The organism is Stenotrophomonas sp. YJH_SMC_6 (genome assembly GCF_059371335.1).
Genome location: NZ_JCAFUM010000006.1, coordinates 144,596 through 161,460 on the forward strand (window position 1 = coordinate 144,596; position 16,865 = coordinate 161,460).

14 protein-coding genes are annotated in these 16,865 nt (G+C 67.4%); 2 read left to right on the top strand and 12 right to left on the bottom strand.

The annotated features are described in order from the left end of the window. Positions 1-28: 28 nt before the first annotated feature. From AC5P9N_RS08530 to aptA, 6 genes are all read right to left on the bottom strand, one after another. Positions 29-358, bottom strand: coding sequence for a DUF3325 domain-containing protein (locus AC5P9N_RS08530; protein ID WP_065183358.1), 330 nt, complete (start codon positions 356-358; stop codon positions 29-31). Continuing rightward, a complete protein-coding gene (locus AC5P9N_RS08535) occupies positions 355-1,992 on the bottom strand; it encodes a PepSY-associated TM helix domain-containing protein (RefSeq protein ID WP_065183359.1) in 1,638 nt (545 codons plus the stop codon). The genes AC5P9N_RS08530 and AC5P9N_RS08535 overlap by 4 nt, the downstream gene beginning before the upstream one ends. Next, positions 1,989-2,303, bottom strand: a complete 315-nt coding sequence (locus tag AC5P9N_RS08540; RefSeq protein ID WP_043034393.1) for a DUF3649 domain-containing protein — start codon at positions 2,301-2,303, stop codon at positions 1,989-1,991. The genes AC5P9N_RS08535 and AC5P9N_RS08540 overlap by 4 nt, the downstream gene beginning before the upstream one ends. 246 nt (positions 2,304-2,549) lie before the next feature. Next, a complete protein-coding gene (locus tag AC5P9N_RS08545) occupies positions 2,550-3,836 on the bottom strand; it encodes a DUF445 domain-containing protein (RefSeq protein ID WP_024958724.1) in 1,287 nt (428 codons plus the stop codon). 118 nt (positions 3,837-3,954) lie between these two features. Then, positions 3,955-4,833, bottom strand: a complete 879-nt coding sequence (locus AC5P9N_RS08550; protein WP_043034392.1) for a hypothetical protein — start codon at positions 4,831-4,833, stop codon at positions 3,955-3,957. Between the two features lie 63 nt (positions 4,834-4,896). Further along, positions 4,897-6,249, bottom strand: coding sequence for an omega-aminotransferase AptA (gene aptA / locus AC5P9N_RS08555; RefSeq protein ID WP_043034391.1), 1,353 nt, complete (start codon positions 6,247-6,249; stop codon positions 4,897-4,899). Positions 6,250-6,352: 103 nt separating this feature from the next. Between aptA and AC5P9N_RS08560 the strand changes: the two genes are divergently transcribed. Then, positions 6,353-7,849: an aldehyde dehydrogenase gene (locus AC5P9N_RS08560; RefSeq protein ID WP_043034390.1), complete on the top strand. Its 1,497-nt coding sequence runs from the start codon at positions 6,353-6,355 to the stop codon at positions 7,847-7,849. A 115-nt stretch (positions 7,850-7,964) separates the two neighbouring features. Here the strand turns inward: AC5P9N_RS08560 and AC5P9N_RS08565 are convergent, their stop codons facing one another. Continuing rightward, on the bottom strand, positions 7,965-8,606 hold the full coding sequence (locus AC5P9N_RS08565; RefSeq protein WP_043034389.1) for a hypothetical protein: 642 nt from the start codon (positions 8,604-8,606) through the stop codon (positions 7,965-7,967). 156 nt (positions 8,607-8,762) lie between these two features. Between AC5P9N_RS08565 and AC5P9N_RS08570 the strand changes: the two genes are divergently transcribed. Then, on the top strand, positions 8,763-10,055 hold the full coding sequence (locus tag AC5P9N_RS08570) for an MFS transporter (protein ID WP_174842179.1): 1,293 nt from the start codon (positions 8,763-8,765) through the stop codon (positions 10,053-10,055). Here the strand turns inward: AC5P9N_RS08570 and AC5P9N_RS08575 are convergent. The 5 genes from AC5P9N_RS08575 to AC5P9N_RS08595 form a co-directional block, all read right to left on the bottom strand. Next, the gene (locus tag AC5P9N_RS08575) at positions 10,036-10,497 is read right to left on the bottom strand and encodes a bacteriohemerythrin (protein WP_004151683.1); all 462 of its coding nucleotides are present in this window, start codon (positions 10,495-10,497) and stop codon (positions 10,036-10,038) included. The genes AC5P9N_RS08570 and AC5P9N_RS08575 overlap by 20 nt on opposite strands. 85 nt (positions 10,498-10,582) lie before the next feature. Beyond that, positions 10,583-11,926 carry a diguanylate cyclase gene (locus tag AC5P9N_RS08580; RefSeq protein WP_005408813.1) on the bottom strand — a complete coding sequence of 448 codons (1,344 nt, stop codon included), beginning with the start codon at positions 11,924-11,926 and terminating at the stop codon, positions 10,583-10,585. A gap of 96 nt (positions 11,927-12,022) precedes the next feature. Beyond that, positions 12,023-13,576: an MASE1 domain-containing protein gene (locus AC5P9N_RS08585; RefSeq protein WP_044569757.1), complete on the bottom strand. Its 1,554-nt coding sequence runs from the start codon at positions 13,574-13,576 to the stop codon at positions 12,023-12,025. 198 nt (positions 13,577-13,774) lie between these two features. Continuing rightward, entirely contained in the window at positions 13,775-15,379 is a 1,605-nt protein-coding gene (locus AC5P9N_RS08590; RefSeq protein ID WP_049396228.1) for an MASE1 domain-containing protein, read from the bottom strand. 50 nt (positions 15,380-15,429) lie between these two features. Continuing rightward, complete coding sequence (locus tag AC5P9N_RS08595; protein WP_099485042.1) at positions 15,430-16,707, bottom strand: NAD(P)/FAD-dependent oxidoreductase; 1,278 nt, start codon at positions 16,705-16,707, stop codon at positions 15,430-15,432. Between the last annotated feature and the right edge of the window lie 158 nt (positions 16,708-16,865).

Sequence of the window (16,865 nt, forward strand, 5' to 3'; positions counted from 1 at the left end):
CGAAAGGGATCCGACCCCGGTGGCCCGGCTACAGCAACGCCACCACCAGCCCCAACACCGGCAGCGCGATCGCCAGTGGCACGATCCACTTCGGCTGGTACGGATACAACCCGAACGACAGCGCCAGACCGCCCAGTGTCATCGTTCCCAGCCACAGCACCGGGCCAATCGCCCAGCCGTGGTCGGCCACGCACAGTGCGAACGCTACCGCCAGCAGTACCCAGCCCAGTACCCGCCACTGCTCGCGCCGTGCCGGGGGGGCTGCAGCCTTGCCGTGCAGATCGTGCTGGTGCTTTTCCATCGCCAGCGACAACGCGGTGAACGCAGAGAACGACAGGGTCAGCGCCAGCAGCATCATGCGCTGGCCTCCGCTTCGGCCGCTTCTGCAGTGTTCACCGATGCCTTCGGCGCAGCCGCAGCGGCCGCACGCTTCTTCTTCTCGGCCGCACTCAGCGGTGGCGTCCAGCGCTGCATGCGCCAACCGCACAGCGCCAGCATCGCGCCGAACGCGATCATCGACAGATCGAAGCCAGCCAATACCCAGTCGCCGTTGCGCAGGGTGTTGCCCAGGTGCGCATGCGTGGTCAGCGCATTGACCACCGGTACCAGTGCGAACGCGGCCGCGCCCAGGTAGAGCTGCCACGCCCACATCATCCGCTTCGGCCAGATGAAGGCGGCCAGCAGCGCGCCGGCCCAGGCGTAGAAGAACACGTTGGCCTCCGCACTCGAGCGCTCGGCGATGTCCAGCGGCAGCAGGCGGTTGCCCCAGAAGTAGGCGGCGAAGGCGATCGGCAGGCCGGCCACGGTGCCGATGTTCAGCGCATCGACCAGGCGCAGGCCGAAGCCGGTGCGGCCGCTCTTGGCATGCTTCGGGCGTTCCTTCACCGCCCACAGCACCACACCGCTGGCGACCATCAGGCAGCCGACCAGGCCGGACAGGAAGAACAGTGCACGCAGGCCCCAGTCGGCGAAGCGGGCCAGGTGCAGGCCATACAGCACGCCACGGGTCGCGGTAGCTCCGCCCGACGGTGGCGTCTCTTCCAGCAGCGCACCGCTGACCATGTCGTAGCGCACGGCCGGGGTGTCGGTGGACAGGCGCTTGCCGTCACGCTGGCGGATGTCGATCACCGCATTGGCCGCGCCCGGGTTGGATACGGTGAAGCCGGCCACTTCCACGCCGTGCCAGTGTGCACGTGCGCTGTCCAACAGCTGTGCGATCGGCAGCGGCGCGGCGCGGCCTTCGGCCGGTGCGGTCACCTCCGGCATGCCACCGAAGGCCTCGACGAAGAACTGGTCCTCGTCCTGCGGGTAGGCCACCTTCACGCCCCACGGCAGGTACATGATCATCAACGTCACAATGCCGGTGTAGGTGATCATCGCGTGGTAGGGCAGGGCCATCACCGCGCTGACGTTGTGGAAATCAAGCCAGGAACGCAGGCCCTTGTCCTTGCGGAAGGTGAAGAAGTCCTTGAAGATTTTCTTGTGGGTGATGACGCCGGTGATGATCGCCACCAGCATGAACATCGCGCAGAAGCCGACCAGATAGCGTGCCCACAGCACCGGGATGTAGTGCAGGTCGAAGTGCAGGCGGTAGAAGAAGTCGCCGCCGCGGGTCTCGCGCGCCTTCAATGCCTGGCCGGTGTTGGGGTCCAGCGTGGCGTCGCCGAAGCCACCGCGGCGGCCACGGCTGGGATCGGCCAGTTCCGGCGGCAACCGCCAGAACATCTGCATGGCCGGGTTGCGCGGCTGCGGCAGTGTGACGAACCAGTTTTCGGCCTGCGCGGCGTTGGCCTGCAGGTAGTCCACCGCGCGCTGTGCGGCGACGTCGATGCTGACGTTGCTGGACGGCAGTTCCGGACGCATCCAGCGGCTGATTTCCTCGCGGTAGTAGCTGGCCGTGCCAGCCATGAAGATCAGCAGCAGCAACCAGCCAACCAGCAGCCCGGTCCAGGTGTGCAGCCAGGCCATCGACTGGCGGAATCCGTTCTTCATGCCCAGGCCCCCATCAGGCGCGCAATGGCGGCCATCAGCAGCGCGGGCGCGAGGATGCCGACCCAGGCGCGCAGCGCGCTGCGGGTGGCGAATGCCCACAGTGCCGCACAGGCGGCGACCAGGATGGCCAGCAGCATGCCGGTCAGCACGGTCTGGCCACGTGCGCCGGGCAGGGCCACGGCGCAGAACACGCTGGTCACCGAAGCCAGCGCGTAACCGCCGAAGATCGCGGCCAACGAGCGTGACAGCACGCCCCAGCGCGGGTTGGAAAAGACGGTGCGGGGGCTGGCGGTTGCGGGCGAGCGGTCCACGGCATTCCTGCAGGTAGGAGAGGGGATGGAACGCGTCCGCGGCCCCCTTGCGCCCTGCGCATGTCGCCCAGCGTGTCCCATCGACAAAGCACGGCCCGCGCAGACGGGCAGTCCAGAGGTCGGGGATGTACACGGGCGATGGGTGCGTCTTCCGCACCCGATTGGCTAAGCGTACAACCGATCAGTAAATGATAGGCATTCGCATTTTATGAATCAAGCGTGATGACCCGAGGGGCGCGTTGAGGCCTAGAACCTGAACACCACTGTCGCCGCATGCAGCAGCAGGCCGATCAGGCCACCCACCAGGGTGCCGTTGAACCGGATGAACTGCAGGTCGCGGCCCACGCTCAGTTCCAGCTGTTCCACCAGATGGCGCTCGTCCCAGCCCTTCACGGTCTGCGCGATATGCGTGGTCACGCCTTCGCGCAGGCGGCCGGTCAGGCGTTGCGCGCCTTCCAGCAGGTGCTGGTTGAGGGCCTCGCGCAGCGCCGGGTCGGCCTGCAGGCTGGCACCGAGCGAACCCAGGCTGCGCTGCAGGTGGCCGACCAGCGCCGAGTCCTCGCGCTGCAGGTCCGCGCGCAGGCTGGCGTGGATGCGCGCCCACAACCCCTGCACGTAGTCCTGCAGGGCCGGATGGTCGATCATTTCCTGCTTGAGCTGTTCGATGCGCTCGGCCAGGGCCGGGTCCTCGCGCAGGCGCTGCACGTAATTCTGCAGCCAGCTCTCGTAGTCCTGGCGCAGCGGATGCTGCGGCTCGGCCAGTACCTGCTGCAGCTCTTCCAGTACCGCGCGGGCCAAGCGCTCGGCCAGGCTGTCGCCGATCTCGTCAATCGGCTTGACCCAGTTCACCGTGCTCGAGAGCGTCGGCCATTCGCGCTGGATGTAACGCACGATCAGCTGCGAGGCGCGTTCTTTCACCTCGGGCTGCTCGAGCCAGCGGCCCAGCCGCTGCAGGCCTTCGTCCAGCACGCGTTGATGGCGACCATCGGCGGTCAGCAGGGCCAGCAGCTCACCGGCAGTGGCAGCGGCATTCCACTGCCGCAACTGCTGCACAACGAAGCCGTGCAGCTGCCGGCGCACGGCGGTTTCGTCGAAGAAATCCAGTGCCTGCAGCGCCCAGCCGCGGGCCATGTCGGCCAGCATGCGCGAGCGTGCCGGGTCGGCCAGCCAGCTGCCGAGGCGGCTGGCCGGATCGAACACCTGCAGCTTGGCCAGCAGCACGCCCGGCTCCAGGAACTGGTCGCGCACGAACAGCGCAAGGCTGTCGCCGATGCGTTCCTTGCTGCGCGGGATGATCGCGGTGTGCGGGATCGGCAGGCCCATCGGCCGCCGGAACAGCGCGACCACGGCGAACCAATCGGCCAGTGCGCCCACGGCTGCGGCCTCGCAGAACGCCGAAACCCAGGCCCAGATGCCGCGCTCGCCCTGCCAGTGGCTGACCGCGAAACCGGCCAGCATCAACAGCAGCAGGCCCAGCGCGAGGGCTTTCAGGCGCCGCAGCTGAGCGCGGCGCGGGTCGTTGGCAGACGTCATGCCGGAAGTCTAACCGGCACGGCATGAGCATCTGGTAGTGCCGGCCGCTGGCCGGCAACCTCAACGCACCCGATACGTTCATGGCGTTGCCGGCCAGCGGCCGGCACTACCCCTTGGTTCAGAGCGCTTCCAGTTGCTTGCGCAGCGCGGCCAGTTGCGCGCGCAGGGTGTCGTTCTCGCGGGTCAGCGCGACCACCCGACGGCGCAGCGCCGGTGCGTCCTCGCCCAGCTGCTCCAGCGCCGACAGCACCTCGGCATCGCGGCTGGCGATCTCGTCCTCATTTGCCTCCTCGAAATCCATCTCGGCTGCTTCCGGCTTCGGCGCACGCGGCTTGCGCTTGGACTCGCGCACGCGCTTGGCGGCCTGCTTCAGCTCGTCCTTGCCACCGGCGGCGGCGGCGCGCTGCTCTTCTTCCGGCAGGTCAGCCACGGCGGCGGCGGCGCTGATCGAGATCACGCCGGCCTTGACCGCTTCCACCACCTCGGCCGCGGCCTGGGCGTGGATGCGCTCGATCATGCCAACCTGGCTGGTGCTCAGCTTGGCTTCGCGGGCCAGCTCGGCGCGGCTGATCTTCGGCGCCGGTTCCCACGGCGGGCTGTCTTCACCGGCCTCATCGGTGACGTCGGCAGTGCCATCGCTCTCGCGCTGCAGCTGCGCCTGCTCGATCTGCTTGCGGGCGGCCAGGATGTCGCGCTTGCGCAGCGCCAGCACGCCGCGCTGGAAGTCGGACACGCTGCGACGGCCCAGGTGCTGCTCGATCATCCACAGGTGCACGTCTTCCATGCTCTGGAAGCGGGTGTTCTGTACGGTGTTGAAGGGCAGGCCATGCTTCTGGCAGATGCCGAAGCGGTTGTGGCCGTCGACCAGTACGTTGCCCCACAGGACCAGCGCGTCACGACAGCCCTCGGCCAGGATGCTGCGCTCCAGCGCGTCATGTTCGTCCGCAGTCAGCGGGTCGATATAGGCCTTGAGTTCTTCTTTGACGACGATATCCATGGGCACGGCAGCGAGCAGGAGCGGAACCGCCCATTGTACCCGCTCGCCGCCGCCGGCCAGGGCTCAGGCAGTGGCCCGGATCATCTCGCCCAGCGTGCCGGTGATCTGGTCGATCTGCGCCTTGTCCACGATCAGCGGGGGCGACAGCGCGATGATGTCACCGGTACAGCGCACCAGCAGCCCGCCGTCGTGGAAGCAGCGCCGATAGACCTCGTAGCCCCGGCTGCCCGGCGCATCGCGGCGAGGCGCCAGCTCGACCGCGCCGACCAGGCCGAAGTTGCGGATGTCGATCACGTTGGGGAGGCCCTGCAGCGCATGCAGCCGTTCCTGCCAGTACTCGCCCAGCTCGATGGCGCGCTCGAAAAGGCGCTCCTCGGCGTAGACCTCCAGCGTGGCCAGTGCGGCCGCGCAGGCCAGCGGATGCCCCGAACAGGTATAGCCATGGAACAGCTCGATGGCCTGTGGCGGTGCCTGCATCAGGGTTGCATGCACGGCGTCGCTGGCCAGCACGCCGCCCAGCGGCACTGCGCCGTTGCTGACCGCCTTGGCGAAGGTCAGCAGGTCGGGGGTGACCCCGAAGCGCTGTGCGGCGAATGGCATGCCGACCCTGCCGAAACCGGTGATGACCTCATCGAACACCAGCAGGATGCCGTGGTGGTCGCACAGCTCGCGCAGGCGCTGCAGGTAGCCCGGCGCCGGCAGAATCACCCCGGCGGAACCGGCAATGGGTTCGACGAAGACCGCCGCGATGGTTGAGGCGTCATGCAGTGCGATCAGTCGTTCCAGGTCATCGGCCAGCTCGGCGCCCTGGCGCGGCAGGCCTTTGCTGAACGCATTGCGCTGCAGGTCCAGGGTGTGGCGCAGGTAGTCCACGCCGCCCAGCTGCAGACCGAACGCCCTGCGGTTGTTGGGCAAGCCGCCCAGCGCCATGCCGCCGAAGCCCACGCCGTGGTAGGCCTTCTCGCGGCTGATGAAACGCGTGCGCTGGCCCTCGCCACGCTGGCGGTGGTAGGCCAGCACGATCTTCATCGCGGTATCCACCGCCTCCGAGCCGGAGCTGGTGAAGAACACATGGTTCAGTGGCGTCGGCGCCAATGCGGCCAGTCGCTGCGCCAGCGCGAAGGCCGGCGGTGAGCCCATCTGGAAGGCCGGCGAGTAGTCGAGCGTGCGTGCCTGCTCGACGATGGCCTCGACGATGCGTGGGCGGGCATGGCCCGCGTTGCAGCACCAGAGGCCGGCGGTGCCATCGAGGATCTGGCGGCCGTCGACATCCTCGTAGTGCATGCCCTCGGCACGCACCAGCAAACGCGGCGCGGCCTTGAACTGGCGGTTGGCGGTGAACGGCATCCAGTACGCCTCCAATGACTCCGGGCGTTGGGTAGCCAGATCGTGCAGGTCGCTCGCGGAACGCTTCATGCCAGCTCCATCGGGTCCGATGGGGGAAATGTAGCGCAGCCACGTCACGGCGGAGTCGCGGCCGCGCCGGTATAACCGGGGAAACTGTTCCGAGGAGCCCGACATGGCCGACTTTCCCGACCGCAGCCACTGGCAGGTGCTGGCCCAGCAGCTTTCGATACCCGCACAGGCCTTCATTGATGGTCGTTACACCGACGCTGCCAGCGGCGCGCGCTTCGACTGCATCAGCCCGATTGATGGGCGCGTGCTGGGGGTGGTCGCCGACTGCGATGCAGAGGACGTAGAGCGCGCAGTGCGGTCGGCGCGGCGTGCCTTCGATGCGGGCCACTGGTCAGAGGCCAGCCCGGCCCATCGCAAGCGGGTGTTACTGGCCTTGGCGGCATTGGTGGAAAAGCACGCTGATGAGTTGGCCCTGCTGGAAACCCTGGACATGGGCAAGCCGGTGCGCGACGCACGCCGTATCGACCTGCCCGGCGTGGTGCGCTGCCTGCGCTGGACCGCCGAAGCGGTGGACAAGCTGTACGGCGAAGTCGCGCCGACTGGCCCACACGAGCTGGGCCTGGTCACGCGCGAGCCAGCCGGCGTGGTCGCAGCGATCGTGCCATGGAACTTTCCGTTGCTGATGGCCTGCTGGAAGATCGCGCCTGCGCTGGCCATGGGCAATTCGGTGGTGCTCAAGCCTTCCGAGCGGTCGCCCTTGAGTGCGTTGCGATTGGCCGCGCTGGCCGCTGAGGCGGGCCTGCCGGACGGCGTGCTGAACGTACTGCCAGGCCACGGTACGCGCGTCGGTGAACCGTTGGCGCTGCACATGGATGTGGACGTGCTGGCCTTCACCGGTTCCACCGCCACCGGCGCGAAGCTGCTGGAGCATGCGGGACGGTCCAACCTCAAGCGGGTCTGGCTGGAATGCGGTGGCAAAAGCCCGCACCTGGTGTTCGCCGACGCACCGGACCTGGACGCAGCGGCCAAGGCCGTGGCGCAGGGCATCTTCTTCAACCAGGGCGAAGTCTGCACCGCCGGCTCGCGGCTGCTGGTGCAGCGCTCGATCCGTGAGGACTTCGTGCACCAGGTGATTGCCTACGGCCAGCATATGCAGCCGCAGCATCCACTGGAGGCCGATGCACCGATGGGCGCGCTGGTCGATGCCGCGCACGCGGACAAGGTGCTGGCCGATATCGCACGGGCCGAAGGCGAGGGCGCCCGCCTGCTGCTCGGCGGCCATCGGGCCGAGGTGGAGGCCGGCGGCTGCTATGTGCAGCCCACGGTGTTCGACCAGGTGCGTCCGGACCACGCGTTGGCACGCGAGGAGGTGTTCGGCCCGGTGCTGGCGGTACTTGGTTTCGAGGATGAAGCGGAGGCAGTGCGCGTGGCCAATGACAGCCGCTATGGGTTGGCGGCGGGCCTGTGGACACGCGACCTCGGCCGCGCCCATCGCGTCGCACGCCAGCTGCGCGCCGGCAGCGTGTGGGTGAACGGCTGGGATGGTGGCGACATGACCGCACCGTTCGGTGGCTACAAACAGTCCGGCAATGGGCGCGACAAGTCACTGCATGCGTTCGACAAGTACAGCGAGATCAAGGCCACCTGGATCCAGCTGTAACGACGTGGCGGCTTGACCGCTGTTCGTTCTTTGTAGCGTCGAGCCCTGCTCGACTGCTTCTCGCGAAGAGCAGTCGAGCCTTGCTCGACTCTACAGAAGGCAGACAGCCGTCGAGCTACCGGCAGCGGGCACTCACCTGCAGCACTGCCGCACGCAGCATGTCGCGGTCGGCTTCTTCGACCGCGTTCTGGAAATAGTCCATGTCCTGTTTACCCAGTTCGCACGGGTCGACGATGTATCCCGGCGGCCAAAGCCCCAGCAGTTGCGCCACGCCATGCACGATCTGCTCGGGGCTCATCTGCCGACGGATCCGGAAGTAATTGCGGCGAGGCCCGAACGCAGGATGGACCTCGCGCCGACCGATCAGGCGCGGCGCCACGCCAGCTGCGCTGATGCCGTCACCACCGTCGATGCTGCCCGCAGGCAGGCTCAGGACCAGTGGCGCCACTGCAGCCACGTCCCCCGGGGCAGGCAGGGCGCTCTCTGCCTGTGCAACCGGGGCAGGGCGGGGCATCATCGATGCGGCCGGACGCGTCATCTTTGCGGAGGGCAAGGCGGGCTGTTGAGGTGCCGGCGCCGGCGGTTCCGGCGGCAGCCAATGCAGCGAGATCCGCGGGCCCTCACCGCTACGCAGTTCGATCCGGCCGCTGTCCAGCAGCCACAGAGCGAGCCCGCCATGCACCAGCAGCACCACCAGCCATGCCGCCATCCGCGGCAGCTTCGGCGAATCGGAGCATGACAACGCAACTGCAGCCATGGGCAAGGCATCCATGCAGGGACCGGTGGCGCAGCCTAGCCGGCGGCCGGAAAAATTCCGTTGGCATCGGTGTCGGCTGAAACCATCGTCCCGTGCGGCCATCGGCCCGTGGCAGAATCGGGCGATCCGCCGTTACCCGTGTTGCCGATGTCGACGATCACTGCTGCCGCGCCGCCCGTGAATTCCCCCCGTCGTGTCCTGCTGGCCAGCCTGATCGGCACCACCATCGAATTCTTCGATTTCTATATCTACGCCACGGCCGCGGTGCTGGTGTTCCCGCACCTGTTCTTTCCGGACAGCAGTGAGCAGGCGGCCCTGCTGCAGTCACTGGCGACCTTCGCGGTGGCGTTCATCGCGCGTCCGGTCGGCTCGGCGGTGTTCGGCCATTTCGGCGACCGCATCGGCCGCAAGGCCACCCTGGTCGCCGCGCTGCTGACCATGGGCCTGTCCACGGTGCTGATCGGCCTGCTGCCGACCCATGCGCAGATCGGGCTGTGGGCGCCGGCGCTGCTGGCGCTGTGCCGTTTCGGCCAGGGCCTGGGGTTGGGCGGCGAGTGGGGTGGGGCGGTGCTGCTGGCCACCGAGAATGCGCCGCCGGGCAAGCGCGCCTGGTACGGCATGTTCCCGCAGCTGGGCGCACCGCTCGGCTTCCTGCTGTCGGCCGGCATCTTCCTCGTGCTCGGCCGCTGCCTGAGCCAGAACGACTTCCTGCAGTGGGGCTGGCGCATTCCGTTCGTGGCCAGCGCGCTGCTGGTCGGCCTCGGCCTGTGGGTGCGCCTGAACATCCACGAGACGCCGGACTTCAAGAAGGCGCTGGAGCGCAAGGCGCCGGTGCGGTTGCCGATGTGGACGGTACTGCGTGACCACCCGGTACCGATGCTGCTCGGCACGCTGGGTGCGTTCGCCACCTTCGTGCTGTTCTACCTGATGACGGTGTTCAGTCTCGGCCATGGCACCGCGGTGCTGGGCTACAGCCGCGAGCAGTTCCTGCTGATGCAGATGGCCGGCATGCTGTTCTTCGCGCTGGGCATCCCGCTGTCGGCGCGCTATGGCGACCGTTGGGGCACGCGGCGCACGATGATTGTTGCCAGCGTACTGATCGTCGGCTTCGGCGTACTGTTCGCACCGTTGTTCCAGCCGCACAGCCCGTGGCTGGTCACCGCCTTCCTGTGCCTGGGCCTGTTCCTGATGGGGCTGACCTACGGCCCCTGCGGTACCTTCCTGGCCGAGATCTACCCGGTGGAGGTGCGCTACACAGGTGCCTCGCTGTCCTTCAATCTGGCCGGCATCCTCGGTGCGGCACCGGCGCCGTACCTGGCCACCTGGCTGGCCGAACGCTTCGGCCTGGTCGCGGTCGGCTACTACCTGTGCCTGACTGCGGTGGCGACCCTGTGCGCGCTGGTGGCACTGCACCGGCGCGCGCTGCGGCTCAACCAAAGAAGCGCTTGAGCGTGCGACCCAGCCAGCCGCCGCCCTGGTGTTCGCGGGCGAACTGGTTCAGGTGCGCCTTGACCTGTTCGGCATAGGCCTGGTCGTCGCCGCGGATGTGGTTGAACAGCCAGCGCGAGAGCATGGTGCGCAGCTCGTCACTGATGTCCTCGCCGGCCTGGAAGCGCATGCGGTACTCCGAGACACGCTTGATGAAGACCTCATGCACGCGTTTGTGCGCGGCACAGAACGGGTAGCCCGCTTCCTCCATCAGCTCTTCCTCGAACGCGAAGTGCGACATGGTGTAGTCCACCACCTCGTCGATCACTTCACCCACTGCGGCACGCTGCATGCTGGCCTGGGCCACGTGCAGGTGGTTGAGCATTTCGATGATGCGGCGGTGTTGTTGGTCGATCACATCGATGCCGATGTTCAGATCATCCTGCCAGACCAGTAGTGCCATCCCCGGCTCCCCTTCATGCGTATGTCGGGGCCGACTGTAGAGCCGCCCGGCGCGGGCGGCGTTGATCTGGATCAAAGCGTACCGGTCAGGGCAGCGCCGGCTCGCGTGGGCGCAGCGGGCTGGCGACCGTGGTGCAGCTGACCCGGTTGCGGCCACCGGCCTTGGCCAGGTACAGCTGGCGGTCGGCTTCGGAGATCAGCCGGTGCAGTGCATCGCGCTGCGGGCGCAGGCAGCACAGCCCGATGCTGACCGTCATGCGCAGCGTGGCGGTGCCGATGTCCACCTCCAGCGCGGCGATGCGCTGGCGCAGCTCCTCGAAGTACAGCAGCGCCTCGTCCTGCTCCATGTCCGGCACCAGCAGGCAGAATTCCTCGCCGCCGAAGCGCGCGATCAGGTCGTGGCTGCGTGCATGCGTGGCCACCGCGCCGGCCACCGCGCGCAGCGCATCGTCGCCGGCTTCGTGGCCATGGGTGTCATTGATGTGCTTGAAGTGGTCGATGTCGATCATCGCCACCGCCACGCACTGGCCGTGCAGCTGCAGCTGCGGCAGCTGGCGCTGGCTCTGCTCCAGGAAGCAGCGGCGGTTGGGCAGGCCGGTGAGGAAATCGCGGGTGGCCAGGTCCTGCAGGGTGCCGATCAGCTCCAGCTGGTCCACATTCTGCGAGACCCGGCAGAAGAATTCCTCGCGCGAGAACGGCTTGCGCAGGAAATCGTTGGCGCCGTTCTTCAGGAAGCGCGGAATCAACGATGCATCGGTATTGCCGGAGATGCCGATCACCGCCACCTTGTCGCGCGAGCGCAGGGTGCGCAGGCGGCGGGTGAACTCCACGCCCTGCATGCCCGGCATTTCCTGGTCGACCACGGCGAGGCGGATCGCCGGATGCGCCTCGATCGCGGCCAGGCCTTCGTTGCCATCGGCCGCTTCGTGCACCTCATGGCCGTACATGCGCAGCAAGGCTGCGGCGTAACCGCGCGCGGACGGTGAGTCGTCCACCACCAGCGCGGCGATGCGCCGGTTGCGCTCCAGCCGCTGGACCAGCCACACCAGGTAATCGATGCTGCCGGGAGTGTTCTTCAGCACGTAGTCGATGATCTGCTGCTGCAGCACGCGCTTGCGCAGGTCCTCGTCGTAGACGCCGCTGACCACCACGGTGGGCAGGTCGCGCTTGAGGAAGAACTCGACCACCGCGTCGCGGTCGCCATCGGCCAGGACCAGCCCGGTCAGTACCAGGAACCAGCCGCCACCTTCGCTCAGCAGGCGGTCGGCCTCGGCCAGGGTGGAGGCGATCACCACCGGCAGTTCCAGGCGCTGCTCGATGGCCTCGCGCAGCATGCCGGTGAAGGCGCGGGAGTTTTCGACCAGCAGGATCCGCTGCGGCAGCGGATCGGCCAGGTCGCCATCGACGGCGGCCTGCGGCAGGACGGGCATGATGCGGTGGCTCACGAGGGAGGGGCTCGGCACGGATAACGGCGGTTTCGGGTGTAACTTTAGCGGCGAACGTTGCGCGCCGGGCCAGATTCCGCGTCAGGCCGCCGCTGGCGACGCGTGGGTGATCGGTTCATGCAGGACCAGCCGCAGCCGATTGCCGCGGCAGTGGACGGTTCCGCCGTAGGCAAGCATCCGTCCGGCCAGGCGCTCGACGGCCTGTTGGGTGGTACGCGTGGAAAGCGGGCAACCACGGTCGAGCAGGCTCACCACGGCAACAATGCCGCGATGCTTGCCTGCCCGACCGCTTCGGGCGCGCACGCAGACCTGCCCGGTTTCCAGTTCCAGCAGAAGTGAAACCGCCTCGATCAGCGAGCGATAGATGGCCAGTTGCAGATCCACGGTCAGCAGGCAGGGATTGCCCGCCAGCCTGGGTGGAATGACGCGATGCGTGTTGTTCCAGATTTCGCATGCACCGCCGGCTTGCAGCGCGATGTAGAGCCCGACCTGCTCCAGTCCGGTGGGATAGACCAGGCTGGCCTGTTCGCGAAACAGCCGTGAATGTACCGACGACGCGTGCTGCAGGCTGTTTGCGACCGCATGGTGGCCTTGGGACTTCAGCCAGCTGACCATCTCGCTGAGCGAATTGTCCATGCCCTCGCCCAGGTGCTTCAGGTGGACGGCCCGTTCACGCAGCTCACGCTCGCTGGTCTGAAGTGAGCCGCGTGCCAGGCGCAGCGTGGTTGCCTCGGCCAGGCCGCGGGACCGGGCGCGCTGATGGTGATAGCTGATGCTGGAACCGAGTGCCAGCAGTGCGACACTCATCACCGCCATGTTCTGTTGGGTGGCGAACGTGCCCAGGTCGAACGAGGAAGGCAGGCCAGTGCTGGGCGTTGCGCCGTGCAGGGGGAGGTTCAACAACGGAATCGCGATGGCTGCGCCGCGCCACCCGTGCATGAAGGTCAGGGCGATGGCGGGAAGGGCGGCCAGCAGCACCATGTGTGTCCGCGTCGTGTGGGCGTCGGCGCGTGTCAATTGCATGCACAGGCCCAGCACCAGCATCACCAGGATCGCCGAGGCGGTAGGGGCGACGAAACGGTCTGTCCAACCGGGGTCGGCCTGCCGCCGCGACCAGAGGAATGCCAACGGTACCAGGGTGATGATGGCGGCGAAGTGGCCAAAGATCGTCCGGTCGACCGCGTCCAGCAGGTTGCTGGGCGGTGGGTTCGACCATAGGACATATGAAATGCCCAGGTTGAGACCCGGCACGAACAACGCTGTGCAGAACGACAGCGACAGCAGCCACAGACCGGTGGCTGCTTCGGACGGTATTCTCATCCGATGCAGGTAGACCACCAGCATCGCCATCGGCATCAGCAGCGTCGAAGCCAGGATGACCCAATCCAGGCCGTAGGTGTCGATCATGGGGATGCGCAGCGTTGCAAAGTACGCGTACTCGCCCAGCAGCAGGTAGGGCCACAGGCGGGTCGGGACGATCAGCAGTGCCGCTGCGCGGATGCCCGCCGGCAGGAAGAACTGATCCAGCGAAAACTGACGCGAGCCGAGGCAGCTCAGCGCATAGACGGCCGCGAGTGCGATGCCGGCTGGCCGGATACGGAAGCTCAGTTCAACTGCCTTCTTGAATCGGTCCAAACCCGAGCCTCCCTTGCTCGTGACATGGCAGCGGCCGTGCGGGTTGCTTGAACGCGCCATGACGCGCCATTGGATGACAGTATGGATGGAAGCAGGGGGGCGCAATTGCACGCCGGCGCCAGATCCTGACGGGGTGGATTCGGCGCCGACCAAAGATCACTTTCGCGCAATGATCTGCAGCTCCTTTCACCGGGATAGTCAGATCGCGGCCCGGGGGGCGCCAGTGTCCATGGAGCGTGTGCTTTCCCTCAAGGCTTCAGTAGTGCCTGCCTGGCGGGGAGCGTCCCGTGCTTCGGTCAACACCATCCTGAGCCTGTTGCCACTCAGGTCCATGTGGCCAGCGTGTGCGAGCACTCGGCCCAGCAGCTGCTCGTTTGCCAGCGCCTTTGCACGGCCTCCCAGTGATGCGTGGCGGTCCAGAAGAGCCACGCAGATGAAGGCACCACGCTTCCGGATGGAGCTTCCGCAGCGGATACTGACCGAGATCTGTCCACACTCGCACTTCAATAGAAGCGAGACCGCATCGACCACGAGTCGATAGGCAGCAAGCTGCAGGCCGACCCCGAGTGCGCAGGGGTCACCCTTCAACCTCGGCTGGCCGATGCGATGCGTAGCATTCCATGCCTCGCGCACCCCGCCAGCCTGCAACGCCACGTACAGGCCCAGCTGTTCCAGGGCGGCGGGATAGATCATGCTGGCCTGGGCCCGGAACAGGCGCGAATGCACCTCCGAGGTATGCCGCAGGCTGTCGGCCACGGCGTGATGACCCTGCGCATGCAGCCAGTTCACCATTTCGTTCAGCGACAGGTCCATGCCATCGCCCAGCTGGCGCAGGTGTGCCGCGCGTTCGCGCAGGTCCATCTCGCTGGCCAGGTGTGAATTCCGCGCAAGCTGCAGGGCCGCTCTGCCATCTTCCTCGCGCAGCCGGTGCTGGTTCTGGAAGTGGGTGATGCGCGCACCCAGCAACAGCAGGGCGATGCTGGCGATGGCCATGGCCTGCTGGGTAGCGAAGGTAGCCGGGTCGAATGCCGTCGGATGGTCGGCGGGGGTGCTGAGGCCAAGAATCATGTTAACGGCGGCGACACCGATGGCCGCACCGCGCCATCCCAGCAGGCAGGTCAGGGCGATCGCGGGAATAGGCAGGATCAACAGCAGCTGCAGCGAGCCGGGGGCCGTGATCGAGGCCGGTACCGGCGTCGCCTGCAGGCCAATGACCAGCATGGCGCCGAGTGCTGCGACCGTGGCCGCGACAGACCCGGTTGTCCATTTTTCCTCGGCGCGGCGGATCCACAGCAATGCCAGGGGTGCCAGGATCAGGATGCCGGTGAAGTCGCCCAGCGCATAGCGCAATACGTTGGTGATGAATGACGCGTTCTGCAACGGCTCCCAGAGCAGGTACGAGATTCCCAGGTTGAGCAGACTGATGACCGTCGCGGCGCATACCGCAATGGAGATCACGCCGACGATCGTGGTGCGTGCCAGCAGTTTCCGGTGCAGGCGCACGATCAGCATCACGGCAGGCATCAGGAACACCGAGGCCAGGATTACCCAGGTCAGGTTGTATTTGCTGATCAGGGGGATGCGCAGATGCGCGAAGTAGGCGTATTCACCCATCAGCAGGTAGGGCCAAAGACGGGGCGGGCACAGCAACAGCGCGGCCACCCGCACGCCGGCAGGCAGGAAGAACTGGTCCAGTGACAGCTTGCGCGCACCCCAGCAGGCGAGGGCATAGAGCAGCGCCAGCGCCAGCCCTTCGGGGCTGACCCGTATCCTCACCAGCAGGCCGTCCTTCCACCACTGCATCCACGTGCTCCCCAGCTCCTGCGCCGATTATGTGGCTGGGAAGGGCCCCGCTACCACAACGCATCCCGCAGCTTGTACCACGACATCGCCGCCACCAGCAGGGGCGTGCGCAGCAGCCGGCCGCCGGGGAAGGGCGCATGCCGCAGGCGCTGGAACACGTCCAGACGCTCGCTCTGGCCGGCAATGGCGGCGGCGATCACCTCGCCGGCCAGTCCGGCGGCGGCCACCCCATGGCCGGAGAATCCCTGCGCGAAGTACAGGTTGCCGTCCAGCCGGCCCCAGTGCGGGGCGCGGTTGCGGGTAATGTCCACGTAGCCACCCCAGACCTGGTCCAGCACAACGTCGGCCAGCTGCGGGAAGACGTCGTGCATGTGTCGCTGCATCACCCCGCGCAGGCCGGGCGGGGGCAGTGCCGAGTAGCTGGCGCGGCCGCCGAACAGCAGGCGATGGTCGTGGCTGAGGCGGAAGTAGTCCAGTGCCCAGGCGGTGTCGGCCACGGCCATGTTGTTGCCGATCAGGGCGCGGGCACGTTCGGCGCCCAGTGGCTCACTGGCACCGATATAGGTGCCCACCGGCATGATCCGCCGTTCCAGCTCGGGCAGCAGGCCCTGCAGCCAGGCATTGCCGGCCACCACCAGATGCATGGCGCGCACGCTGCCCTGGGCAGTGTGCAGGCTCGGCCGTGGCCCGCGCTGGATGCGCACGACGGGCGAATCCTCGTGGATGACCACACCTGCCGCGCGCGCTGCATCGGCCAGACCGCGTGCATACGCCAGCGGGTGCAGGTGTGCGCTGAGCGGGTCGAACATCGCGGCGCGGTAGCGCGGGCTGTCCAGCTGCGCGCGCAGAGCGTCACGGCCCCACCACTGCATGGGGTAGTCGTAGTGGCGTTGCAGGTGCTCGCAGTTGGCGTGCAGGTCACGCTCGTGGCGTTCACGGATGGCCACGCTGGCGTGGCCTTCAACCCAATGGCAGTCGATGCGGTGGCGATCGATGCGCGTGCGCATCGCCTGCACTGCGTCGCGCGACCAGTCGAACAGGTGGCGTGCATCATCACGACCCAGCTGACGCTCCAGTTCGTCCACCTCGCAGCCGTAGCCGACCAGCGCCTGGCCACCATTGCGGCCGGACGCGCCCCAACCGATCCGCTGCGCCTCCAGTACCACCACGCGCTGGCCACGTGAGGCCAGTTCCAGGGCCGCGGTCAGGCCGGTGTAGCCCGCACCAAGCACTGCCACATCGGCCTGAACCTCGCCCTGCAGCGGGGGCAGCGCGGGTGGTTCGGGCAGGCTGGCGGCATACCAGCTGGGCGGGAACGCGGCACTCACCGCAGGCCTCGCGGGCGCAGTGCGGGAGAGGAGGGCGGGGGAGGACGATCAGCATTCACCCGAGTAGTTTCGCCGATGCGTGACAGCCATGGTGTGACGGCGACGACTTGCCGCCTTCGCCGGACGGCGGGTAACGTGTCGGCACGCCAAGGAGTTTT